Here is a 20,424-nt window from a genome sequence, read left to right on the forward strand (position 1 = left end):
TCTGCCAGAGCGCATTCAATGATGAAAACCCGCGCCGCGTCTGGCTTCAGCGGGTGAAAAGTGGATAATTTGTGTGGTACTGCGAATAGCGGGTGATACCGGGGTAAACCGGACGATATCTGGCGGGATACTCTAAGAAAGGGCTAAATAAAAGTGACCCCTCAGCTATTCATCCTGTTATCTGATGAAAAAATAGCCGAGGGGTGATATTTTCCGCTGTTGTTAACGGATTACGATGTTTTGTGTCGGGAGGCGCTGCCCCCTTCGCGCATCTGTGGGTCATCTTTATATTTGGCCGTGGCGATCCATGCCGCACAGAACAGCGTCAGGCGGGCAAAGAAGTAGAAGAACGCCATCAGGCCGAGTACGGAACCAAAGGCCGCACCGGAAGGCGACGTCGCCATCTTCGGCAGCGTCAGCGTCATGACAAACTTGATCACCTCAAAGCCGATTGCCGCCAGCAGTGTGCCGCGGAACAGTGCTTTTTTACGCGGCTTATGACGCGGCAGGATCCAGAAAATCCACAGGAACAGCAGATAGTTAGCCATGACAGAAATCGAAGTGGCGATGATGGTCAGTGCAGGCCGTAACCAGTCGATGCCATCCAGGCCCAGTGCACTCACGATAGAGGCCTGCGCAGAACCGGCTACCGAGGTCAGCGACAGCGTAATCACCAGCGCCAGCATCAGGCCAGCCAGCGATAGCAGATCGCGGATGTAACGTTTCCAGATTTTCTCTTTGTCATCCGGTTTGCGTTCCCAGACGTCGCGCGACTGGGCACGAATCGCTTCACGCAGGTTGCCCATCCAGTTAAGACCGGAGTAGAGCGCCAGCAGTAAACCGGTGATACCCACGGTGGCGCGCTGTTGAATGGCGGTATTCACCGTATTCTTCAACGTGGTCGCCAGCGTCGGATCGCTGATGCTGCTGACAATTTTGTTGATGATATCAGTCAGCAGATCCGGATTCGATGCCAGCACAAAACCCACGGCGGCAAATGACACCATCAGAATGGGAATCAGCGACAAAAACGAGAAATAGGTAATGGCCGCACCAAACTGGCTGCCGAGCCGATCGTTAAAGCGGTCAAGGGCACGGATAAAATGCGCCACCGCAGGAATAGCCTGAAACCAGGTGGCGAAACGCGACACGCGATCAATGGATTCATCCACGGTGTGATTGCCGGTTTTAATGTCGATAAGCGGCTTATGTGGCTGCAAATCCTGTGGGTTTTCCTGCTTGTCTGTCATAGACCTTCACTGTCCTGTTTATCATTAAAATCAAAGTATAGCCGCTCAGGTGACGTACTCCTGTAACACCTGACTCAGCCACTCCATAAATACCCGCACGCGACGTGCCACATTGCGGCGGTGCGGATAGAGCAGATGGATTGGCATCGGTCTGGCGGGGAAGCGATGCAACACTTCCACCAGCTCGCCCCTTTCCAGTAATGTCTGAATCCCGGCGGCAGGCACCTGAATAATGCCTAATCCTGCCAGACAGGCGGCACGATAGGTTTCAGTACTGTTCACCGTCACCACGCCGCCGGTATGAACGTAATGGCACTGCCTGCCATCAAAATATTCAAATCCGGGTGATGCCTGACCGAGCTGCTGGCTGTAATGCACCATCGCATGCTGCGACAGCTCTTCGAGACGCGTCGGCATGCCGAACCGCGAAAGGTAGCCAGGGCTGGCACAGTTGATCAAGGTGTGGGTACCAATTTTTCGCGCAATCAGGCCTGAATCTTTGAGTTCTCCGACCCGAAGTACACAATCAAACCCTTCGCGGATAACATCCACCTGCCGGTCGCTGCTGCTCAGCTCAATCTCCACACCGGGGTAGTGCTGCAAAAATTCTGGCAGCCTTGGCAGGACAAAACCGGTGGCCATCGCTACCGACATATCGACCCGCAGTTTACCGCTGAGTGAGGCGGGTTCGTGCTGGAACAGGCTGTCTAAATCGTCAATCATCGACAATAAATCCAGACAGCGATCGTAATAAACTAATCCATCCTGGGTCAGCTGCACCCGGCGCGTGGTGCGATGCAGCAAACGTGTTGCCATTTGATTCTCCAGCGCCTGAATCTGTCGCGATACGCTGCCTTTTGGTACGCCTAAACTCTCTGCGGCGCGGGTAAAACTGCCCATTTCGGCCACCCGCACAAACACCTGCATTGCGTGAATTTTGTCCATGTTGTTCACCGATTGTTGTCTTTATTGAAACAGTGATGCGCGTTTAACCCTGTTTATAGATCAATAATTCGCGAATATCCTTAACCCGTGTTCAATTTTTCAACAGGCGAGAGCGATGAATCAGAAAATAGCGTTAATTACCGGTGGAAACCGTGGTTTAGGCCGAAATGGAGCCTTAAAACTGGCTGCCAGAGGCACCGATATCATTCTGACGTACCGCAGCCATGCCGATGAGGCGCAGGCGGTCGTAAAGGAAATTGAGGCGCTGGGAAGGCGCGCCGTGGCGCTGGCCCTGGATGTCGGCGAAACCGGCCAGTTCGATCGCTTTGTCGGAGAAGTGAATCAGGCGCTTCAGCAGCAGTGGCAATGTGAGCGCTTTGATTATTTAGTGAACAATGCCGGTCACGGACACTACAAGCCCTTTACCGACACCACCGAGGCGGAATTTGATGCGCTGGTTAATGTGCATTTTAAAGGGCCTTACTTTCTCACCCAGAAGCTGCTGCCGCTGATCAACGACGGCGGCCGCATCCTGAATATTTCCAGCGGCCTGACCCGGCTGGTCTATCCTGGCTCTTCGACCTATGCGTCGATGAAAGGGGCGATGGAAGTCCTGACGCGCTATCAGGCGAAAGAGCTGGGCGAACGGCGCATTCGCGTCAATATCCTGGCGCCTGGCGCGATAGAGACCGACTTCGGTGGTGGCCGTGTACGCGACACCCGCGAGATTAACGATCAGATTGCCGGACTGACGGCGCTTGGCCGGGTCGGACTGCCGGATGATATCGGCGATGCCATCAGTGCGATCCTGAGTGACGAAACCGGCTGGATTACCGCGCAGCGTATTGAAGCGTCAGGCGGTCAGGGAATTTAACGGCGGGCGGCGTCGCGGTTAACACGACGCCGCCGCCTTTCACAGCGTAATGGTGCCATCGATGACGGTAACCGTATTGCCGCCAATCCAGATGGTCTCACCGGCGAAAGATACGTTCACCCGGCCTGCACGCTGCAGGGCCGTTCCCTGGCGAACGCGATAGGCGGTGGTATGGCCTGCCGCTGCGAAGTAACGCGCCAGACAGGCGTTGGCGCTGCCGGTCACCGGATCTTCGGTCAGGCTACCATGCTCTACCAGCAGGCCACGCACTTCATACTGCTCAGGCTCGCCCTCAGGTAAGCGGCCAAACGGCATCACGCCCGCCACACCTGCATGTTTAATCAGGCGCTGCAAATCGCTGACATTGGGCTGCAGCGCCAGCACGGCCTCGGCGGAGATCATCGGTACCAGCAGCCAGCGAATTCCCATATCCACGATGGTCGGGCTTTGCGTCAGATCGAACGCATTGCTGTTAAAGGCGTTCCCCATCAGCGCATCCTGCCACGGCATCAGGGTGGCAGCAGGTGCGGCAAACGCCAGTTCACCTGTTTCACTCATCTTTACCGTCACGTTACCGACGCCGCACTCCTGCACAATTTCACCCGGTGTACGGATTGGCCAGCCCGCCTCCAGTAGCGCGTGCGCGGTGCCCAGCGTCGGATGACCGGCAAATGGCAGCTCGCCTTCCACGGTAAAAATACGTACCCGGTAGTCCGCCTCTTCGTGCTGTGACGGCAGCACAAAGGTGGTTTCTGACAGGTTAGTCCAGCGGGCAATCGCTGCCAGCTGGCTATCGCTTAACCCCTGAGCATCCATAATCACCGCCAGCGGATTGCCATTAAAGGCGGATGAGGTAAACACATCGACTTGCTTAAACGCGACCTTCATTGTGACTCCTTGCTCTGGGTTCAGTGTGGCCTTTTCTCTGCCGGATGATTGCTTATAACAGCTAACAGCGTTATCAATAAGTTAAAGATTTTACCGGAGACTCTGAATGCTAACGATCCTGGGACGCGCCTCCTCAATCAACGTGCGAAAAGTTTTATGGCTGTGTGACGAGCTTGACCTTGCGTATCAGCGCGAAGAGTGGGGCGACGGCTTCCGCTCAACCCACCTGCCGGAATTCATGGCACTGAATCCGAATGCGATGGTGCCGGTTCTGAAAGATGATGACTTTGTGATGTGGGAGTCCAATGCCATTCTGCGCTATCTGGCGAATGCCTATGGCGGCGAGTGGCTCTATCCTCATCATCCGCAAACGCGGGCGCCTGTGGATCAGTGGATAGACTGGCAAGCCACCGAACTCAACACCTCCTGGCGCTACGCATTTATGTCGCTGGTGCGAAATTCACCGGCTCATCAGGATCCACGTCTGCTGGCGGCAGCCAGTAAAGGCTGGGCACACACCATGAGCATTCTCAATCAGCAATTGGAAAAAACCGGTCGCTACGTTGCCGGGCGTAATTTCACGCTGGCAGATATTCCGATCGGTCTGGCGGTGAACCGCTGGTTTGAAACCCCGCTCGACCATCCCGATTACCCTGCGGTGCGCAATTATTATGAGCGCCTGACTGAACGTCGCGGCTATACCGTCTGGGGCCGCAACGGTACACCCTGAGCCTCGCCGCTCGGGATTCCTGCCAGTTCACAGGCGATTTCACCCGCGCGTTGAATTGCCCGGGAGTAGCGCGCATCAAACGGATAGCAGCAGGAGAGTCGCAGCGCATGGTTGTAGCGCTCGCTCAGTGAATAGAGCGCGCCAGGCGTGACGCAAATTTGCTCCTGCAGCAGTCGATCAAACATCTCGGTGGTATTCACGCCGCCCGGTAACTCGACCCAGAAGACGAAGCCGCCACGCGGCAGCGTTGCGCGCGTGCCCTCCGGGAAGTAGCGGGCGATCAGACCCCGCGCCTCATCCAGGTTAGCTGCGTAACGACGGCGCAGCGTGCGCAAATGGTGGTCGTAACCGCCGGAAGCGAGAAACTCCGCCAGCGTTTCAGACAGCAGGGCGGACTCGGCCATCGATGACACTGCTTTCAGCCGGGCAATCGCATCATGAAAACGGCCAGCGGCGGTCCAGCCAATACGGAAATCGGGGGCCACAGTTTTGGTGAAGCTGGTGCAGTAGATCACCCAGCCATCGCGATCAAAGGCTTTCACGGCGGGCGAGAGCGGCCAGTCGAACTGCAACTCGTCATATAGCCCATCTTCTATCAGCGGAACGTGGTAAGTATTCACTAACTTCGCCAGCCGCTTCTTGTTCTCCAGCGACATACCGCAGCCCAGCGGGTTCTGCGCGCTCGGCATCGCAATCAGTGCCTTAATGCGCTGCTCCTGCAGCAGCATCTCCAGTGCATCCAGCGACAGCCCATGCTGCGGGTCGGTGGGGATTTCCAGCGCCTTCAGGCCGAGCGAGGCCAGCAGCGGGAAGAGGAAGAAGTAGGTCGGTGACTCCAGCCCGACGCAGTCACCAGGCTGCGTAACCGCCCGCAATGCCAGCTGAAGTGCCTCCATGCAGCCATGAGTCAGGGTGATCTCATCGGCGGTGAGCGTCTGCCCGGCGTGCAGCGCCCGTCGCGCGATCTCCTCCCGTAAGCGCTCACTACCGGGCGGAAGCGCATAGCGACCGATCATGTTGGGATGACGGCGCAACAAGGAGGCCGTAATCCGGGCGATGCGCACCGCAGGAAACAGTTCACTATCCTGCGGGCAGGCCAGAGAGATATTGGTGTAGTCCGGATGATTCTGCGCCGCAAATACCTTATCGATCAGGTCGAGCTTGCCGCTGCTGGGGTCGCGTACCCGGGTCTTATGCTGACCGTGACGGGTTACGGCAGGCAACACGCCGCGCACGTAATAGCCCGACTGCGGTCGCGCCTCAATCAACCCGCGATCTTCCAGCATCTGCCAGGCGTTGAGCACCGTATTGACGCTAACCTGGTGTGACTGGGCAACACGGCGAATCGCCGGCAGGCGTTTGCCCGGTTTCAGCGTGCCCTGATGGATGGCCTCAGCGAAGCTGTCTGCCAGCTGCTGATAGAGCGGCTGATCGGAAGTAGGAGCAAGGGACACAGTCGCCTCCGGTCTGGATGGGTACAATTGCTGTTAATAAGAACTGTATCCATAACAATAGTGATTTTATGTCACTGTTACCATCCCTTTCCCCGCCGTAGCATAGAATTCTGCCCACTTTTCAGGAGAGCCATCATGCTCGATCCCTCTTTCTTCAGTTACGTTACCGTGATGTCCATTACGCCAGGCCCGAACAACCTGTTGCTGGCGACCTCCGGGGTCAATTTTGGCATGCGGCGAACCCTGCCGATGGTGTTCGGCATACTAGTGGGCTGTGCGGTGCAGACGGTGATGGCTGGCATGGCGCTGGAGGTGTTACTGCACTGGATGGCGGCGATTCGCCTGCCGCTGACGCTGGCAGGCTGTAGCTATCTGATGTGGTTATCCTGGAAGATTTTTCGCGCCGGTGCACCCGAAGCGCGAACCCGCCCACAGCCGATGACGCTGGTGGGCGGCGCCTGCTTCCAGGCGGTCAATCCTAAAGCCTGGCTGATGGCCACCAACGTCGCGCTGCTTTACAGCGGCAGCAACGGCGTGCTGACGGTGATGATCGGCTTTATGCTGCTCAATCTGCCCTGCATCCTGATCTGGGCTGCGCTGGGCGATCGCCTGCGCAGCCATCTGCAGATTGCCTGGAAGCGTCAGCTGTTTAACAGCCTGATGGCGCTGTCGCTGGTGGCGACCACCATCTGGATGCTGACCGACGCGCTGCTGGCCGCTTAATCAGGTGCACCCGGCGCGGTGGCCGACGGCCATTTCCAGTTCTGTACTTCCGGCAAATCTTCGCCATGTTCACGAACATAGCGATGATGCTCCGCCAGACGCTGCTGTAAATCTTCCAGCAGCTCCGGATGGGCATCGGCCAGGCCCGGCACGCGCAGAATCGCCTCCTGCGCCAGATGATAGCGGTCAAGCTCGTTCAGCACCGTCATATCAAATGGCGTGGTAGTGGTTCCCTCTTCATTAAAGCCGCGCACATGGAAGTTGCGGTGATTGGTGCGTGAATAGGTCAGCCGATGTATCAGCGTCGGATAGCCGTGGAAGGCAAAAATCACCGGTTTATCCTGGGTAAACAGTGCGTCGAATTCCGCATCAGATTTGCCATGCGGATGCTGATCTTCCGGCTGCAGCGCCAGCAGATCGACCACGTTCACCACGCGGATACGCAATTCGGGCAACATCTCACGCAGCAGATCCACCGCCGCCATGGTTTCCATAGTCGGTACATCACCGGCGCAGGCCATCACCACATCCGGCTGGTCATTCTCCGGCGTGGTGCCCGCCCAGCGCCACTCGCCCATACCCGCTTCACAATGGGTCACCGCACTGGCCATATCCAGCCACTGCGGCGCAGGCTGTTTGCCCGCCACAATCACATTAATCCGATCCCAGGTGCGCAGGCAGTGATCGCCCACCCACAGCAGCGTATTAGCATCGGGCGGCAGATAGATGCGCACGATGTCCGCTTTCTTGTTGGCGACATGATCGATAAAGCCCGGATCCTGATGGCTGTAACCATTGTGGTCCTGACGCCAGACGTGCGAAGAGAGCAGATAATTCAGTGACGAGATCGGTTTACGCCAGCCCAGTTTACGCGACACTTTCAGCCACTTGGCGTGCTGGTTAAACATTGAATCGACGATATGAATAAAAGCTTCATAGCAGTTGAACAGCCCGTGGCGACCGGTCAGGAGATAGCCTTCAAGCCAGCCCTGACACTGATGCTCACTGAGGATTTCCATCACCCGGCCATCCCGCGCCAGCTGCTCATCGTACGGCTCGGTTCGCTCCAGCCAGGTGCGGCTGGTCACATCGAAGACGGGTGTCAGGCGGTTAGAGGCGGTTTCATCCGGGCCAAACAGGCGGAAATTATCGCGGTTCCGCTGGAACAGTACGCTGAGATAGCGCCCCAGATGCTCAGTGGCCTGCGCCATCTCCGTGCCTGGCTCGCTGACATCGCAGGCAAACTCCGCAATGTCAGGTGCATCCAGCTCACGGCGTAGCAGGCCGCCATTGGCATAAGGCGAAGCCCCCATGCGTTTTTCGCCTTCCGGTGCCAGCGCCTGCAGTTCTGGCTTCAGGCGACCCTGTTCATCAAACAGGTCGTCGGGCTGATAGCTGCGCATCCACGTTTCAAGGATCTGTCGATGACCTTCATCTTCACGACAGGCCGCGACCGGCACCTGATGCGCGCGCCAGAAATTCTCCACTTTTTTGCCATCGACCGTTTTTGGGCCGGTCCAGCCTTTGGGGCTGCGCAGGATAATCATCGGCCAGCGCGGCACGTCGGTGCTGGCGTTGCCGCTGCGCGCCTCACGCTGATACTCAGCGATCTTACTGAAGGCGTTATCCAGTGCCTCCGCCATCAGCGGATGCATTTTTTCCGGCTCATGCCCGCAGACAAACAGCGGCTCATAGCCGTAGCCACTGAACAGTTGATGCAGATCTTCATCGCTGCTTCGACCCAGTAGCGTCGGGTTAGCAATCTTGTAGCCATTAAGATGCAGAATCGGCAGCACCGCGCCGTCACGTTCAGGATTGAGGAATTTGATGCCGTGCCAGCTGGAGGCCAGCGGCCCGGTCTCCGCTTCGCCATCGCCAATCACGCACGGCACCACCAGATCGGGATTATCGAAGGCCGCACCAAAGGCATGAGAGAGTGAGTAGCCCAGCTCACCGCCTTCATTAATCGAGCCGGGCGTTTCCGGCGCCGCATGGCTGGGAATGCCACCCGGAAAGGAGAACTGTTTAAACAGGCGCTGCATGCCTGCCGCATCCTGAGAGATGTGCGGATAAATTTCGCTGTAGCTGCCCTCCAGCCAGGTATTCGCCACCATGCCGGGGCCGCCATGACCTGGCCCGCAGATGTAGATCATATTCAGGTCGCGCAGGCGAATAACACGGTTGAGGTGGGCATAGATAAAATTCAGACCTGGCGTGGTGCCCCAGTGACCCAGCAGACGCGGTTTAATATGTTCCGGCCTGAGTGGCTCGCGCAACAGCGGGTTATCCATCAGGTAAATCTGTCCGACGGAGAGGTAATTCGCCGCCCGCCAGTAGCGGTCGAGCAGGGTAAATTCGGGTGACGCAGGGGAGTAAGACATGCGGGTTCCTCCTGATCGTTCAGTTAAAAGATGTCTTAACCCTAATAGAGAATCCTCGGAACGACCAGGCAACCGCCCAATAAAAAAGGCCCCGCCATGCGGAGCCTTTTTATCAATGACGCTGAATTACTTGCCGACGACGAATGCGGTTTCCCGTCCTTCATCGTTGGCCGCCATCGGGGTGACCGGCGAGTAGTCAAGCTGGAGAATACGGCTGGTTTCAGCTAACACTTTTTCTGTCAGCGCCACGTCGCCGTTCAGCTTACGACCCCAGGAGGGGACTACCGCACGGATTTTGTTCTGCCATTCCGGCGAAGCCATCTGCTCAGGACAGACCTTGTGCAGCAGCTCCAGCATGATCGGTGCTGCCGTAGACGCGCCCGGCGAGGCACCCAGCAGAGCTGAAATCGTACCATCCTGTGAAGCGACGACTTCGGTGCCCAGACGCAACACAGCGCCCTCTTTCTCATCTTTTTTGATGATCTGCACACGCTGACCGGCTGTGACAAGGCGCCAGTCCTCCTGTTTCGCCTGTGGCACATAGGCACGCAGCGCGTCCATACGGTCGCGGTCGCTTTGCAGTACCTGATCCATCAGGTATTTCACCAGATCAAAGCTTTTCAGCCCGACTTTAACCATTGGCAGCATATTGCTGCTGTTCAGCGAGGTGAACATATCCATCAGCGAACCCTGCTTCAGGAACCGGGTCGAGAAGGTGGCGAACGGGCCAAACAGCAACACCTGCTTGCCATCCAGCACGCGGGTGTCGACGTGTGGCACGGACATGGGTGGCGCACCCACGCTGGCTTTGCCGTAGACCTTGGCCATGTGCTGCTCGACGACCTGCGGGTTTTCCGTGACCAGGAACGAACCACCTACCGGGAAACCGGCGTAGCCGTTGGCTTCCGGAATGCCGGCCTTCTGCAACAGCGGTAACGCCGCGCCGCCAGCTCCGATAAATATTTTGCCTGCGGTCAGCGTGCGACGCGTGCCGCTGTTCAGACACTGCAGCGTGACCTGCCAGCGACCATCAGCCCGCTTTTTCAGCTCACGCACTTCCTGACGGAGACGCAGCTGGAAATTCTCTTTCTTCTCTAACGTGGCGATTAACTGACGGGTGATTTCACCGAAGTTCACATCGGTGCCCATCTCCGTCCAGGTCGCAGCCACTTTCTGGCTGCGGTCACGGCCATTCATCACCAGCGGGATCCAGCGGGCAATCTGCTGCGGATCTTCGGAGTAGGCCATGCCACGGAACAGGGTGCTTTTCTGCAGTGCCTGGAAGCGCTTGCGCAGGAAGTCGACGTTGTCGTCACCCCAGACAAAGCTCATGTGCGGCGTACTGTGAATAAAGCTTTTAGGATTGCGCAGATTGCCTTTCTGGACCTGATAAGCCCAGAACTGGCGGGAAATCTGGAACGATTCGTTGATCGTTATCGCTTTGGAGATGTCGATGCTGCCATCGGTCTGCTGAGGTGTATAGTTCAGCTCCGCCAGCGCCGCATGACCGGTGCCCGCGTTATTCCAGCCATTGGATGACTCTTCGGCCACACTATCGAGCCGCTCCACCATTTCGATAGACCAGTCCGGCTCTAACTCCTGCAGCCATGCACCGAGGGTAGCGCTCATCACACCAGCACCAATCAGCAGCACGTCAACGTCTTTGCGCTCCTGCGCGGTAATAGTGGTGTCCTTTGCCATGGCACTCATCGCGAGCGCAAGGTTTACAGCTGAATTGCTCATGAGGCGACATCTCCTCTTCTGTTGACCTGAAGCCCAACAGTTTCGCAGGCGAAATAGTCACGCTTCTTACGAGCGCGTTGCGCTATTTCTCAAAGGTTAAGTCTCAGGTATAGGGTTAAAGCGGTGATAACGCGTTAACTGAACGTTATGCTTAGTCATCTGAATATAACATTCTCGCATCTGAATTAAACATTAGTTTATTTTTTAAATGCAGAAATGATTCAGCATAAGAATTAATCATCAGGCTCAGTGGCGTATTAGCGTTTTTTTAGAGGTAAGTCAGTGAGTTAACTGAAAATCCATGTTGCGGAAAAGCCCCATGCTGGTGCAGTGGCGGAAAGGATGCGAACAGGGCGGAATTATTTAATTAGCTGAAATTTAGCGATTTATTATGCAGCGAGGAATAACAGGAATCGGGAGCAGAGAGCCTTAACGCCCTCTGTTGTAAAAATAATGTTACATTTTTGTGAGTCTTAAAATGCGTTCGCACCCGCGCACGCATCGGATTCACTTATGACTGATTCGCGCTGGCAGGGAGCTTTTTCAGACTTATCGCCATGCGGTTATAGGTGTTCATCAGGCCAATTGCGATGTTCAGATCGACAATCTCTTTTTCACTGAAGTGGACTTTCAGTGCGTTATAGCGAGTGTCTGGCGCGCCCTGCTGAGCAATCAGTGTCAGGCATTCAGCCCAGTGCAGGGCCACCTTTTCTTTATCACTGAACAGCGTGCCGGATTCATGCCAGACAGATGTCAGTACAATCTTATCCCAGCTCATACCCGATTTATTCAGCGCTTTGGTATGCATATCAATGCAGTAGGCGCAGCCGTTAATCTGGGATATGCGCAGGAACAGCAGTTCCAGTAAAGTGAGCGGCAGATCGGTTTGCGCCAGATAACTGTATACGCCGCCCAGCGCTTTCATGCCTGCCGGTGCTGCACTGTGAAAATCAATACGTTCGCTCATCTTATTGCCTCCTGGGGTTGATGAGGCGATTTTCGGCCTTTCAATGGAGCAGATAAAGTGCCAAAAAATGAGAGTCTGACTGGTCCATCACCGTTTTCTACACTCACACTGCAGCGTGGCACTTCACGCGGCCTCAGCGAGCAATTGCGCCAGCTGATTGAACAGGCGATTGGTGAAGGGCGTTTACAGCCCGGCGCACGTCTGCCCTCCTGCCGCGATCTGGCGGCGCAGCTCGGCGTAGCGCGCGGCACCGTTCGTGCCAGCTATGACATGCTGGTTGAGGGTCAGTTTCTGCAGGCCAGAGGCGCGGCGGGCACCTTTGTCAGCGCATTACTACCGCTAAAACCGGCCGGTGCTAATACTGAACGTCTGCTACTGGAGGGCGCAGAAGAATATGACGCGGCACCGCTGACCTTTCAGATGGGCATTCCGGCCAGCGATGCATTCCCGGCGAAAGTCTGGCTGCGCATTCTCCAGCGTCATGCGCGCATGCAGGCCAGCAGAGCGGCCAGCTATCCCGATCCGCGCGGTAGCGTAGCGCTGCGTCAGGCGCTGGTGGCCTACCTGGCGGTGGCACGCGGCCTGCGCTGTCAGGCGGACCAGATCATTATCACCAGCGGTTATGCGGGCGCGATGGGCCTGATTGGGCTGGCGATGGATTTTCAGGGAAAAACAGCCTGGCTGGAAGATCCCGGCTTCTGGGTGGCACGTCGCGCGGTTGAAGCATTGCGTGTCACGCCGGTTTCCGTGCCGGTTGATGCTGAAGGGTTGCAGGTGGAGGCCGGGATTGCCCGCGCGCCGGATGCCGCTTTCGCGCTGGTCACCCCGGGACAGCAGGCGCCGCTTGGCATGACCATGAGCCTGGTACGCCGCCATGAATTGCTGAACTGGGCCAGCCGGGAGCAGCGCTGGATTATCGAAGATGACTATCTCGGCGAGCTTCAGCCCGGCAACCGTGCGGCTCCGGCACTCGCAGCACTCGATAGCGAGGGGCGGGTGCTGCACATCGGTACCTTCAGCAAGACGCTGACGCCGCAACTGCGGCTGGGTTTTATGGTGGTTCCGCCCGCGCTGACGTCGCGCTTCAGCGAGGTCTGCGCGTTGCTTTCGCCTGCATCCTCAGGATTGTTGCACAACGCGGTGGCGGAGTTTCTGCGGGAAGGTCACTTTATGCGGCATCTTCGGCGCATGAAGCGCATCTATCATGAGCGACTGGAACAGATGATCGCGGCGCTCCATCCTCACTTTCCTGACCTGCAACGTGCCGGGCTGGCGGTGATTGTCCGCTTACCCGCCGGTACGCCGGATGAGGCCATTGCGCAGCAGGCGGTGGAGTGGGGCATGGCACCTTCGCCGCTGTCGATCTGGTATCAGCAGGCCGATCAGCGCGGTGCGGGTCTGGTGCTGGGTGCGGCACATCTGCCGCGTGAAGGTTACGCGCGCAGCGCCGAACGGCTAAAAGCCCTGGTCGATGCGCAGGCGGTCAGCCTCTGAACCAGCGACGCCAGACAAAGCGGATAACAAAAAACTCTATGGCGCCCAGCAGCAAAAACCAGACGCAAAACACCACCGTGTAGAGCTGATTCAGATCCTGTAAATGGAACATCTGCAACAGATGCTGCGCCACCGTCACGCTAAAGGCGGGCGCGGGCAGCAGCAGCGCCGAGAGAAAACCCAGCAGCAAAATGCCGCCAGGCACGATCAATGTTTCAAAAGGGTTATTCATAACCGGTATCTCATATTTATCAGCCAGGCATTTTCCGGTAATCGGCGACAGGGTTCAATGGTGGCGTGCGGCAATACGCGCCCAGGGCGCATTGCAGGGCAAAGGAAACGGCCAGAAAAGGCTTTGCCACCATCGACTTAGCGCCATTCATAGCGAATGATAAGAGTTATAGCCTTTGCTATACTTAAAGCCCTGATTTTACTGTCTTTTTATCTTGAGGTTTGCGTGGTAGACTGCGCCCACTTTTTCATAACTGAACACTTTGTGTGGTGAATTCAGCGTGAATTGCCGCTTTTTCGCCCCAGGTGAATAAATCATGACCTTTATTGCCACTTTAATTCTTGCGCTGGGTATGTCGATGGACGCGTTTGCCGCTGCGCTGGGCAAAGGTGCCACATTGCATCGTCCTGGTTTTAAAGAAGCGCTGCGTACCGGTCTGATCTTCGGCTCTATTGAAGCGCTGACCCCACTGATTGGCTGGGCGCTTGGCCTGGCCGCCAGCCGTTACATCATGGCGTGGGATCACTGGGTTGCCTTCACCCTGCTGGCATTTCTGGGTGGCCGTATGATGATGGAAGGTTTTCGTCAGACAGCCGTCGCAGAACCTTGTGAAGCCCCGCAAAGTCATGGCTTTATGGTCCTGGCGACCACCGCCGTCGCGACCAGCCTGGATGCGCTGGCGGTCGGTGTTGGTCTGGCTTTCCTGCAGGTGAACATTCTCACTACTGCGCTGACCATTGGTGCTGCCACCACGGTGATGGCGACGACCGGTGTATTAGTCGGACGCTTTATCGGTCCGGTACTGGGCAAATGGGCAGAAGTGCTGGGTGGCGTGGTTTTAATCGCTGTCGGCTCCACCATTCTGTTGCAGCATCTTGGCTACACCGCCTAGGGCTTTTGCACATAAAAGCGTCATTTTTGTGATCTGGTTCAAATTTATTTGCTGTTAAAACGCACAGAGGCTATACTTTTTCGGTATATCTTCAACTAAATTTGAATCAGGTATTTTATGAAACGCATCATTAAACACGTGTTCCGCGCCTACGTTGAGACGTTCAAACACGTGCCGCCGGGTGCCATGTACTAAGTACAGTACCCCGCAAGAAACCCTCGATAATCGCGGTCAGGGATCGACCTGTGATTATCACCTTTTGCTTTTGCTTTCTTCTGAGTAAACCCGCGTTTTTGCACTTCCTGGTGCGTCTAATCTGCTTCTGTCACTCTTCTTGTTGTCTTCGCGCTAAAAACACTTTCTGGCGACAAAATGACGCCTTTTTGCTTCCGTGCTTTATGTGTCGGTTGTGATGTTTTTTATGTTTGGATTAAGCGGTGTCAGGCAAGTTGTCAGGTGATGACTCGTTGCTAATTTGACATTAATGTTTACTCACAATGAGGCTAAATGTCCGCTTTGTGCCAGATTCGAACGTTGATGAACCCTTAAGAGATGACAAAACCTGATTAGCGATTATTTACTTCCTGAGCCTTCAAGAAAGCGGGGCGACTCGTTGCTCTGCATATGTAGCTATCAATCTCTTCGGTGATTTCCAATCCGCACAGCTTTGCCCATAACAACGTATGAGAAAGAAAAATATCGGCCAGTGTAAAGTTATTACCTGCAATCCATGCTTGAGTGGGGTTAAAGCGAATCTGAGAAATAACTTTATCTGCTTCCTTACTGAGGTAATTCATTATATCCGGCGAACGTTGGTTTTCGGGAGTGAAGACAATATGTTTGAGCAGACCCCAGACGGGGGCTTCCAGATCGGATAGCGTGAAGCTTAACCACGAATTAACGGAGGCTTTTTCTTCAGCGGTTGCGGGATAAATAGAGATGTCTTTATGTTGTTCACACAGGTAAATACAGATCGCTAAGGTTTCACTGATTGACACGTCACCATCGGTCAAAAAAGGAACTTTTCCTAATGGATGGGGTGATTTAACCTCAGAAGCAGGGTTCAAAAGCTCGACTCTGATGGACTCGTAATTCGCGCCCATCTCTTCAAGAGCCCAGAGTACTCTTAATGATCGGCTTTTAGGGTAGGTATAGATCTTCAATTCAATATCCCTTTGTTGTGAAAGCAATTTTATAAGTTAAGTAGGTAGCTCATGTCAAAATTTCCGCTTTTCGCGCATAGCATATATCCCCCGCGGTTAGGTCCACTTTGTGCCAGGAGCGGACGCAGGGAGCTGCCTGAGCATAATAAAACCGGTTGCCATTGGGCTATTTTTCAGGCGATGTAGAGGTTAAGAGAAACCGCCTGAAGTTGACTCAATATTACTGAAAATTCAGTAATATTCTGTATGTCATGCTCATTTCACGGGATTGCAAACCTTGAAGGCGTGATTTTTTTCAAAAATTCCTGCTACAAAATCCATGAATACAATCGCCCTTTTTGGCAAAAGTCGATTGGCAACATAAACGGCCTGAATGGGAACGGGCGACGCAGTGTAACCAGTCAGCAATAATTGTAATTCGCCACTTTCCAGCCCCTCTTTAAACAACCATTCCGGGCCCTGTGCGATTCCAATTCCCGCATTGACAAATTTCTGTACTGCTTCAGGTGAATTGACCCTGAGCCGACCAGAAACAGGAACAGTGATATCCTTAAATCTCCAGGTGGCGCCTGTTGTCAGCAGGGTATAGATCAAACACTCATGTTTTTTTAAATCTTCTGGCGTATCAGGAGTTCCATATTTAGTCAGGTACTTATTACTGGCAACACAGACTCGCTCAAACATGCCAAGCCTGCGGGCATGCATAGCACTGTCTTCCAGGTGGCCAATCCGTATGGCCAGCTCAGCCCCTTCATCAACGAGATTGACATAGCGGTCATTAATCTGCAGGTCCAGTGCCATTTCAGGGTTGCGTTCTAAAAAATCCGGGATGTGCGGAACTAAGAATGTATGAGCCAGTGCTGTGGGGCAGGCAACGCGTAACAGCCCTGTGGGTGTAACATTTTCTCTGAAAGAAGACTCTGACTCTTCGACAGCCTCAAGAATCCGCCTTGTTTCCAGATAATAACGTTCGCCTTCAGGCGTTAATGAGAGCTTGCGGGTCGATCTGTGAAGTAATCTGGTCTGCAAATGTTCTTCGAGGGTTGCTACATGACGGCTAATATTCGGTTGCCCTAAACCTAAATCTCTGCCAGCTGCGGAAAAGCTGCCTGTTTCAACGGTACGGACAAAACATCTCATCAAAAGTAATTTATCCATTCAATTGCTCATTTATGCTTTTAAAGCATGAAATATATTCAAATATACAATCTTATCACTCAGTTTGCATAAGCATATATTGTCTTCCTGTCGGTCATTCGCCGATCCGTTGTTAAAGCCAGCAGGAGATTTTCAGATGTCCAGATTACAAGGCAAGCGTGCACTGATTACAGGTGGAACAAGTGGTATTGGTCTTGAAACAGCGAAGCTGTTTGTTGCAGAAGGTGCACGCGTTATTGTTACCGGGGTTAACCCGGATTCAATTGCAAAGGCGAAAGCAGAACTGGGTTATGAAGTTTTAGTGGTAAGCGCTGATTCCGCTGATATAAATGCGCAAAAAGCGCTGGCTCACACTGTAAAGGAACACTTTGGTGAGTTGGATATCGCTTTCCTGAATGCAGGCATATCAATGTATATGCCAATTGAACAATGGACAGAGGAACTGTTCGACCGCATTTATGATATCAACGTCAAAGGTCCTTATTTCCTGATGCAGTCTCTGCTGCCCGTTTTCGCCAGCTCTGCATCAGTGATCTTTAATACATCTGTAAATGCTCATACAGGGCCCGTAAATTCTTCAGTTTACGGCTCAACGAAAGCAGCATTGCTTAACATGTCGAAAACACTCTCTAACGAGTTGCTTCCCCGTGGGATTCGTATCAATGCCGTGAGCCCCGGCCCGGTTGATACACCGCTTTATGATAAGGCGGGAATTCCGGTGGAATATCATGATCAGGTGATGAAAGATATCGTTGCAACCATCCCTGCAGGTCGTTTTGGTAAGCCTCAGGAAGTAGCGCAAGCGGTGCTTTATTTCGCCTCTGATGAGTCTGCCTGGACGGTGGGTTCAGAAATCATCATCGACGGCGGCGTTTTAATCTAAGCCACCATAATAAGGTTTACAGTGAATCAAGCCCGCCACCTTTTATAGCGACGGGTTTTGATTTTATGTGGAGTCTGAGATGTCTATCCATTGATCTGCTCAAGGTTAATTAACACTGCCGCAAGTGGGTAATACGTCCTTGAGGGACAATTGCAGAAGTCCGCTTTTCGCTCAAAGCAAACATACATCATTTCATACAGTAATTGCCTTTCTCTGCCACATCTCATCACCGTTTTCTTTAATACATAACCCCTCAATCTCTCACCCCCATCACACCATTAACCCGCCGCCCACCCGATCCCGTCCTACACTGAATTATTCCCCCCAACCAGGAGCAGCGGATGATCCAGAATCATCGACGAAAACAGGCAGCGATTGTGGCAGGCGTAGGATTAGGTGTAGCGGCCACGCTTTGGGGTATGAAACGCTGGCAGGAACTCAGGCAAACGCCGCCGGTGTCGCCGCGTAGTCATCATGCGGGGCTGGCAGGCTACTTCCAGCAGGTGGGCGACTGGCGCATGTTTACCCGCGTTACACCCAATGAAGATCAGGGACTGCCGGTGGTATTGATTCACGGTCTGGTCATGTCGGGCCGGGCGATGGAGCCGCTGGCACTGGCGCTGGGACGTGACTATCACGTGCTGGTGCCGGATCTGCCTGGCTTTGGGGCCAGTACGCTGCCCGCGTCTGCGCCGGTCATGACGGTGGATCAGCAGGCGGACGCGCTCTGGCTCTGGCTGCAACACAACGGGTTTCAGCGTGCCATCTGGGTCGGTAACGGTTTTGGCTGCCAGATTCTGGCCGCGCTGGCGGTGAAATATCCGCAGGCAGTGGCGGGGCTGGTGCTGCAGGGGCCGACGGTGGATCGCCATGCGCGCAGCCTGACGCGTCAGCTCTGGCGCAGCTGGCGTAACACCGGACTGGAGGGGCATCGCTCGCCGGGTTCGCTGGCGCGCATTGATTATGCAAAAGCGGGACTGCGCCGTGCGTTTGGCACGTTGCGCGTCATGATGCGCGACCACATCGAACATCGCCTCACTTATATCAACGCGCCGACGCTGCTGCTGCGTGGCTCGCGCGATCCGATCTGCCCGGCGCGCTGGCTGGATGAACTCGCCGCGCTGATGCCGCGCAGTGAACGCCTGACGCTGCGCGACGGCACCCATACGCTGCACTACGTCTATCCGTGGAGTTTCTGCAACGCCATCCGCCCGTTCGTGGCGCGCATTCAGCAGGAGAATCAGCATGAGTAAACCGCCCAAGGGTATCGCCCGTTTTGACTCCGCCGCCGCCATGCTGCTGGCGCTGGCGAATGCGCTACACGATCGCCCCTTTGCCAGTCCGAGCCAGTCACCGACGCTTGACCGGCTGCTGCCTTCGCTGAATCGTCTGCCGACCGGGCTGCGTGAGTGGGGTTATGCGCTGGGCGGCATGGCCGAAGGCATCAGCCTGCGCCAGGCGGGTGAGCTGGATATAGAAGGCATCGCTGAATGGATGGTGAGTGAGTATCCACAGCAGGATTATCCGGCGGCCTTTATCGGCTCGTCGAACGGCGCGCTGGTGCATCTTGCATCGGCGATGAATGTCCCCTGGCTGCCGCAAACCTTCCTCTGTCCGGTGCGTGCCGCCAGCAACGATCCCGATGATGCGCAGGCGAGTTTTGAGCAGGGCAAAGAGGTGGCTGCCGCGCTGCTGGCCGCCTGGCCACGGCTGGCGGTTCACCACATGCATGATCCGAATCAGGATCGCCTGATGCTCGACCAGATGCGTTATTTCCGGCTAAAACTGCGCGAAATGCCACTGGCCTTCAACGAATTTCTGATGGGAAGTCTGCCTGCGGGCTCCACGCTGTTTATCAATCACTGTACCCAGCAGTGGCCGGTGACGCGGACCAGCGATCGCTCGTTCTTTCAGTTTGGTGCGCCGGGCGGGGCCAGTGAGAAAGAGTTTATGCAGGGCGGTCCGCGCGTGGCGGAATATCTGGCGCGCTATGGCGTCGAGCATGACCGCTGGACACCGCCAGCCATCACCGATCGGGTGCCAGAAGCGGAATGGGGGCTGGATGGCTATCTGATCCCACCACTCAAAAAGCTGGCCGAAGCGCAGAACTGGAAGCTGATGGAGATTCGTTATGAAGACCCGGAAGCGATGAGTTTTGTGGTAGCGGAGATCTACCGCGACTGGTATCTGGCGGCGGGCATCTTACCGACCCGGCTGACGGTGGACAGCTTCCTGCTCATGGATCCCTGGTGTACCCAGCAGCAGCAGGCGATTCCGTTCTGGCTGAGTTTCAGTAGCGAATCCTCGGCGTTAGCGCTGCAGCGCTTCCTGGAAAAGCAGCCGCCGTTCCGCAACATCGACATGATGCTCTTTTCGCACGGCACTGACAGTATCGGGCTGGCGGAGATTGATCGCTGGCGGGCGCTGCTCTCTCATGCCCGTGATGAAGGCGTTTTCATTGGCGTGGATGAAGAGCGTTTCCCGCGTGATTTCGCCACCTTTGCCCGCTTCGACTCAGCGCTACGGGAACGGGCACCGCTGTTGCCACCACCGCCTCCGCTGAGTGCGGAGACGGTAATGTCAGGTATTCAGCGTTACGGAGCAAAACACGGTGTCACGCTGACGGCGCTGACGTAGCCGCCGCGTC

The 20,424-nt window shown here is 55.3% G+C and carries 19 protein-coding genes; 9 read left to right on the forward strand and 10 right to left on the reverse strand.

Going from position 1 to position 20,424, the window contains the following annotated elements:
* Positions 1–230: 230 nt before the first annotated feature.
* Both yhjD and HZZ01_RS17000 read right to left on the reverse strand, forming a co-directional pair.
* Positions 231–1,250, reverse strand: a complete 1,020-nt coding sequence (gene yhjD / locus HZZ01_RS16995) for an inner membrane protein YhjD (protein WP_179898704.1) — start codon at positions 1,248–1,250, stop codon at positions 231–233.
* A gap of 45 nt (positions 1,251–1,295) precedes the next feature.
* The gene (locus HZZ01_RS17000; protein WP_179898705.1) at positions 1,296–2,195 is read right to left on the reverse strand and encodes a LysR family transcriptional regulator; all 900 of its coding nucleotides are present in this window, start codon (positions 2,193–2,195) and stop codon (positions 1,296–1,298) included.
* A 115-nt stretch (positions 2,196–2,310) separates the two neighbouring features.
* On the opposite strand from HZZ01_RS17000, the gene HZZ01_RS17005 reads away from it, so the two are divergent.
* Positions 2,311–3,069 carry an SDR family NAD(P)-dependent oxidoreductase gene (locus tag HZZ01_RS17005; protein WP_179898706.1) on the forward strand — a complete coding sequence of 253 codons (759 nt, stop codon included), beginning with the start codon at positions 2,311–2,313 and terminating at the stop codon, positions 3,067–3,069.
* A 39-nt stretch (positions 3,070–3,108) separates the two neighbouring features.
* Here the strand turns inward: HZZ01_RS17005 and HZZ01_RS17010 are convergent, their stop codons facing one another.
* On the reverse strand, positions 3,109–3,957 hold the full coding sequence (locus HZZ01_RS17010; protein WP_179898707.1) for a PhzF family phenazine biosynthesis protein: 849 nt from the start codon (positions 3,955–3,957) through the stop codon (positions 3,109–3,111).
* Positions 3,958–4,063: 106 nt separating this feature from the next.
* Between HZZ01_RS17010 and HZZ01_RS17015 the strand changes: the two genes are divergently transcribed.
* Positions 4,064–4,687, forward strand: coding sequence for a glutathione S-transferase family protein (locus HZZ01_RS17015; protein WP_179898708.1), 624 nt, complete (start codon positions 4,064–4,066; stop codon positions 4,685–4,687).
* On the opposite strand, the gene HZZ01_RS17020 is transcribed toward HZZ01_RS17015, so the two are convergent.
* Complete coding sequence (locus tag HZZ01_RS17020; protein ID WP_179898709.1) at positions 4,654–6,141, reverse strand: PLP-dependent aminotransferase family protein; 1,488 nt, start codon at positions 6,139–6,141, stop codon at positions 4,654–4,656. The two genes, HZZ01_RS17015 and HZZ01_RS17020, sit on opposite strands and share 34 nt — an antisense overlap.
* A gap of 135 nt (positions 6,142–6,276) precedes the next feature.
* On the opposite strand from HZZ01_RS17020, the gene HZZ01_RS17025 reads away from it, so the two are divergent.
* Positions 6,277–6,864, forward strand: coding sequence for a LysE family translocator (locus HZZ01_RS17025; protein ID WP_179898710.1), 588 nt, complete (start codon positions 6,277–6,279; stop codon positions 6,862–6,864).
* Here the strand turns inward: HZZ01_RS17025 and HZZ01_RS17030 are convergent.
* From HZZ01_RS17030 to HZZ01_RS17040, 3 genes are all read right to left on the reverse strand, one after another.
* Positions 6,861–9,245 carry a phosphoketolase gene (locus HZZ01_RS17030; protein WP_179898711.1) on the reverse strand — a complete coding sequence of 795 codons (2,385 nt, stop codon included), beginning with the start codon at positions 9,243–9,245 and terminating at the stop codon, positions 6,861–6,863. The two genes, HZZ01_RS17025 and HZZ01_RS17030, sit on opposite strands and share 4 nt — an antisense overlap.
* Before the next feature lie 126 nt (positions 9,246–9,371).
* A complete protein-coding gene (gene mqo, locus HZZ01_RS17035) occupies positions 9,372–10,988 on the reverse strand; it encodes a malate dehydrogenase (quinone) (RefSeq protein WP_179898712.1) in 1,617 nt (538 codons plus the stop codon).
* A gap of 511 nt (positions 10,989–11,499) precedes the next feature.
* Positions 11,500–11,955: a carboxymuconolactone decarboxylase family protein gene (locus HZZ01_RS17040; protein WP_179898713.1), complete on the reverse strand. Its 456-nt coding sequence runs from the start codon at positions 11,953–11,955 to the stop codon at positions 11,500–11,502.
* 57 nt (positions 11,956–12,012) lie between these two features.
* Here HZZ01_RS17040 and HZZ01_RS17045 point away from each other — a divergent pair, with 57 nt between their 5' ends.
* Complete coding sequence (locus HZZ01_RS17045) at positions 12,013–13,449, forward strand: PLP-dependent aminotransferase family protein (protein ID WP_179898714.1); 1,437 nt, start codon at positions 12,013–12,015, stop codon at positions 13,447–13,449.
* On the opposite strand, the gene HZZ01_RS17050 is transcribed toward HZZ01_RS17045, so the two are convergent.
* Positions 13,439–13,681 carry a DUF1158 domain-containing protein gene (locus HZZ01_RS17050; protein WP_136197670.1) on the reverse strand — a complete coding sequence of 81 codons (243 nt, stop codon included), beginning with the start codon at positions 13,679–13,681 and terminating at the stop codon, positions 13,439–13,441. The two genes, HZZ01_RS17045 and HZZ01_RS17050, sit on opposite strands and share 11 nt — an antisense overlap.
* Positions 13,682–13,997: 316 nt before the next feature.
* Here HZZ01_RS17050 and mntP point away from each other — a divergent pair, with 316 nt between their 5' ends.
* Both mntP and azuC read left to right on the forward strand, forming a co-directional pair.
* Positions 13,998–14,573 carry a manganese efflux pump MntP gene (gene mntP / locus HZZ01_RS17055; RefSeq protein ID WP_179898715.1) on the forward strand — a complete coding sequence of 192 codons (576 nt, stop codon included), beginning with the start codon at positions 13,998–14,000 and terminating at the stop codon, positions 14,571–14,573.
* 117 nt (positions 14,574–14,690) lie between these two features.
* The gene (gene azuC, locus HZZ01_RS21205) at positions 14,691–14,768 is read left to right on the forward strand and encodes a stress response protein AzuC (protein ID WP_123809971.1); all 78 of its coding nucleotides are present in this window, start codon (positions 14,691–14,693) and stop codon (positions 14,766–14,768) included.
* 371 nt (positions 14,769–15,139) lie between these two features.
* Here azuC and HZZ01_RS17065 read toward each other — a convergent pair whose 3' ends face one another.
* Both HZZ01_RS17065 and HZZ01_RS17070 read right to left on the reverse strand, forming a co-directional pair.
* On the reverse strand, positions 15,140–15,736 hold the full coding sequence (locus HZZ01_RS17065) for a glutathione S-transferase family protein (protein ID WP_179898716.1): 597 nt from the start codon (positions 15,734–15,736) through the stop codon (positions 15,140–15,142).
* A gap of 255 nt (positions 15,737–15,991) precedes the next feature.
* Entirely contained in the window at positions 15,992–16,894 is a 903-nt protein-coding gene (locus HZZ01_RS17070; protein ID WP_179898717.1) for a LysR family transcriptional regulator, read from the reverse strand.
* Between the two features lie 136 nt (positions 16,895–17,030).
* On the opposite strand from HZZ01_RS17070, the gene HZZ01_RS17075 reads away from it, so the two are divergent.
* The 3 genes from HZZ01_RS17075 to HZZ01_RS17085 all read left to right on the forward strand — a co-directional run bounded on the left by HZZ01_RS17075 (position 17,031) and on the right by HZZ01_RS17085 (position 20,414).
* Positions 17,031–17,777, forward strand: coding sequence for an SDR family oxidoreductase (locus HZZ01_RS17075; RefSeq protein WP_179898718.1), 747 nt, complete (start codon positions 17,031–17,033; stop codon positions 17,775–17,777).
* Between the two features lie 341 nt (positions 17,778–18,118).
* Positions 18,119–19,030, forward strand: a complete 912-nt coding sequence (locus tag HZZ01_RS17080; RefSeq protein ID WP_179898719.1) for an alpha/beta fold hydrolase — start codon at positions 18,119–18,121, stop codon at positions 19,028–19,030.
* A complete protein-coding gene (locus tag HZZ01_RS17085) occupies positions 19,023–20,414 on the forward strand; it encodes a hypothetical protein (protein ID WP_179898720.1) in 1,392 nt (463 codons plus the stop codon). Before HZZ01_RS17080 ends, HZZ01_RS17085 begins: the two co-directional genes overlap by 8 nt.
* The last annotated feature ends 10 nt before the right edge of the window (positions 20,415–20,424 follow it).

The sequence above is a fragment of the Pantoea sp. WMus005 genome (assembly GCF_013415305.1).
GTDB lineage: Bacteria > Pseudomonadota > Gammaproteobacteria > Enterobacterales > Enterobacteriaceae > Pantoea > Pantoea rara.

Excerpts from the sequence above, each read along its gene's own strand:
- HZZ01_RS17085 (WP_179898720.1), top strand. The coding sequence starts at position 19,023 with ATGAGTAAACCGCCCAAGGGTATCGCCCGTTTTGACTCCGCCGCCGCC.
- mntP (WP_179898715.1), top strand. The coding sequence starts at position 13,998 with ATGACCTTTATTGCCACTTTAATTCTTGCGCTGGGTATGTCGATGGAC.
- azuC (WP_123809971.1), top strand. The coding sequence starts at position 14,691 with ATGAAACGCATCATTAAACACGTGTTCCGCGCCTACGTTGAGACGTTC.
- HZZ01_RS17040 (WP_179898713.1), bottom strand. The coding sequence starts at position 11,955 with ATGAGCGAACGTATTGATTTTCACAGTGCAGCACCGGCAGGCATGAAA.
- HZZ01_RS17010 (WP_179898707.1), bottom strand. The coding sequence starts at position 3,957 with ATGAAGGTCGCGTTTAAGCAAGTCGATGTGTTTACCTCATCCGCCTTT.
- HZZ01_RS17000 (WP_179898705.1), bottom strand. The coding sequence starts at position 2,195 with ATGGACAAAATTCACGCAATGCAGGTGTTTGTGCGGGTGGCCGAAATG.
- mqo (WP_179898712.1), bottom strand. The coding sequence starts at position 10,988 with ATGAGCAATTCAGCTGTAAACCTTGCGCTCGCGATGAGTGCCATGGCA.
- HZZ01_RS17025 (WP_179898710.1), top strand. The coding sequence starts at position 6,277 with ATGCTCGATCCCTCTTTCTTCAGTTACGTTACCGTGATGTCCATTACG.
- yhjD (WP_179898704.1), bottom strand. The coding sequence starts at position 1,250 with ATGACAGACAAGCAGGAAAACCCACAGGATTTGCAGCCACATAAGCCG.
- HZZ01_RS17050 (WP_136197670.1), bottom strand. The coding sequence starts at position 13,681 with ATGAATAACCCTTTTGAAACATTGATCGTGCCTGGCGGCATTTTGCTG.
- HZZ01_RS17080 (WP_179898719.1), top strand. The coding sequence starts at position 18,119 with ATGATCCAGAATCATCGACGAAAACAGGCAGCGATTGTGGCAGGCGTA.
- HZZ01_RS17005 (WP_179898706.1), top strand. The coding sequence starts at position 2,311 with ATGAATCAGAAAATAGCGTTAATTACCGGTGGAAACCGTGGTTTAGGC.
- HZZ01_RS17075 (WP_179898718.1), top strand. The coding sequence starts at position 17,031 with ATGTCCAGATTACAAGGCAAGCGTGCACTGATTACAGGTGGAACAAGT.
- HZZ01_RS17070 (WP_179898717.1), bottom strand. The coding sequence starts at position 16,894 with ATGGATAAATTACTTTTGATGAGATGTTTTGTCCGTACCGTTGAAACA.
- HZZ01_RS17030 (WP_179898711.1), bottom strand. The coding sequence starts at position 9,245 with ATGTCTTACTCCCCTGCGTCACCCGAATTTACCCTGCTCGACCGCTAC.
- HZZ01_RS17015 (WP_179898708.1), top strand. The coding sequence starts at position 4,064 with ATGCTAACGATCCTGGGACGCGCCTCCTCAATCAACGTGCGAAAAGTT.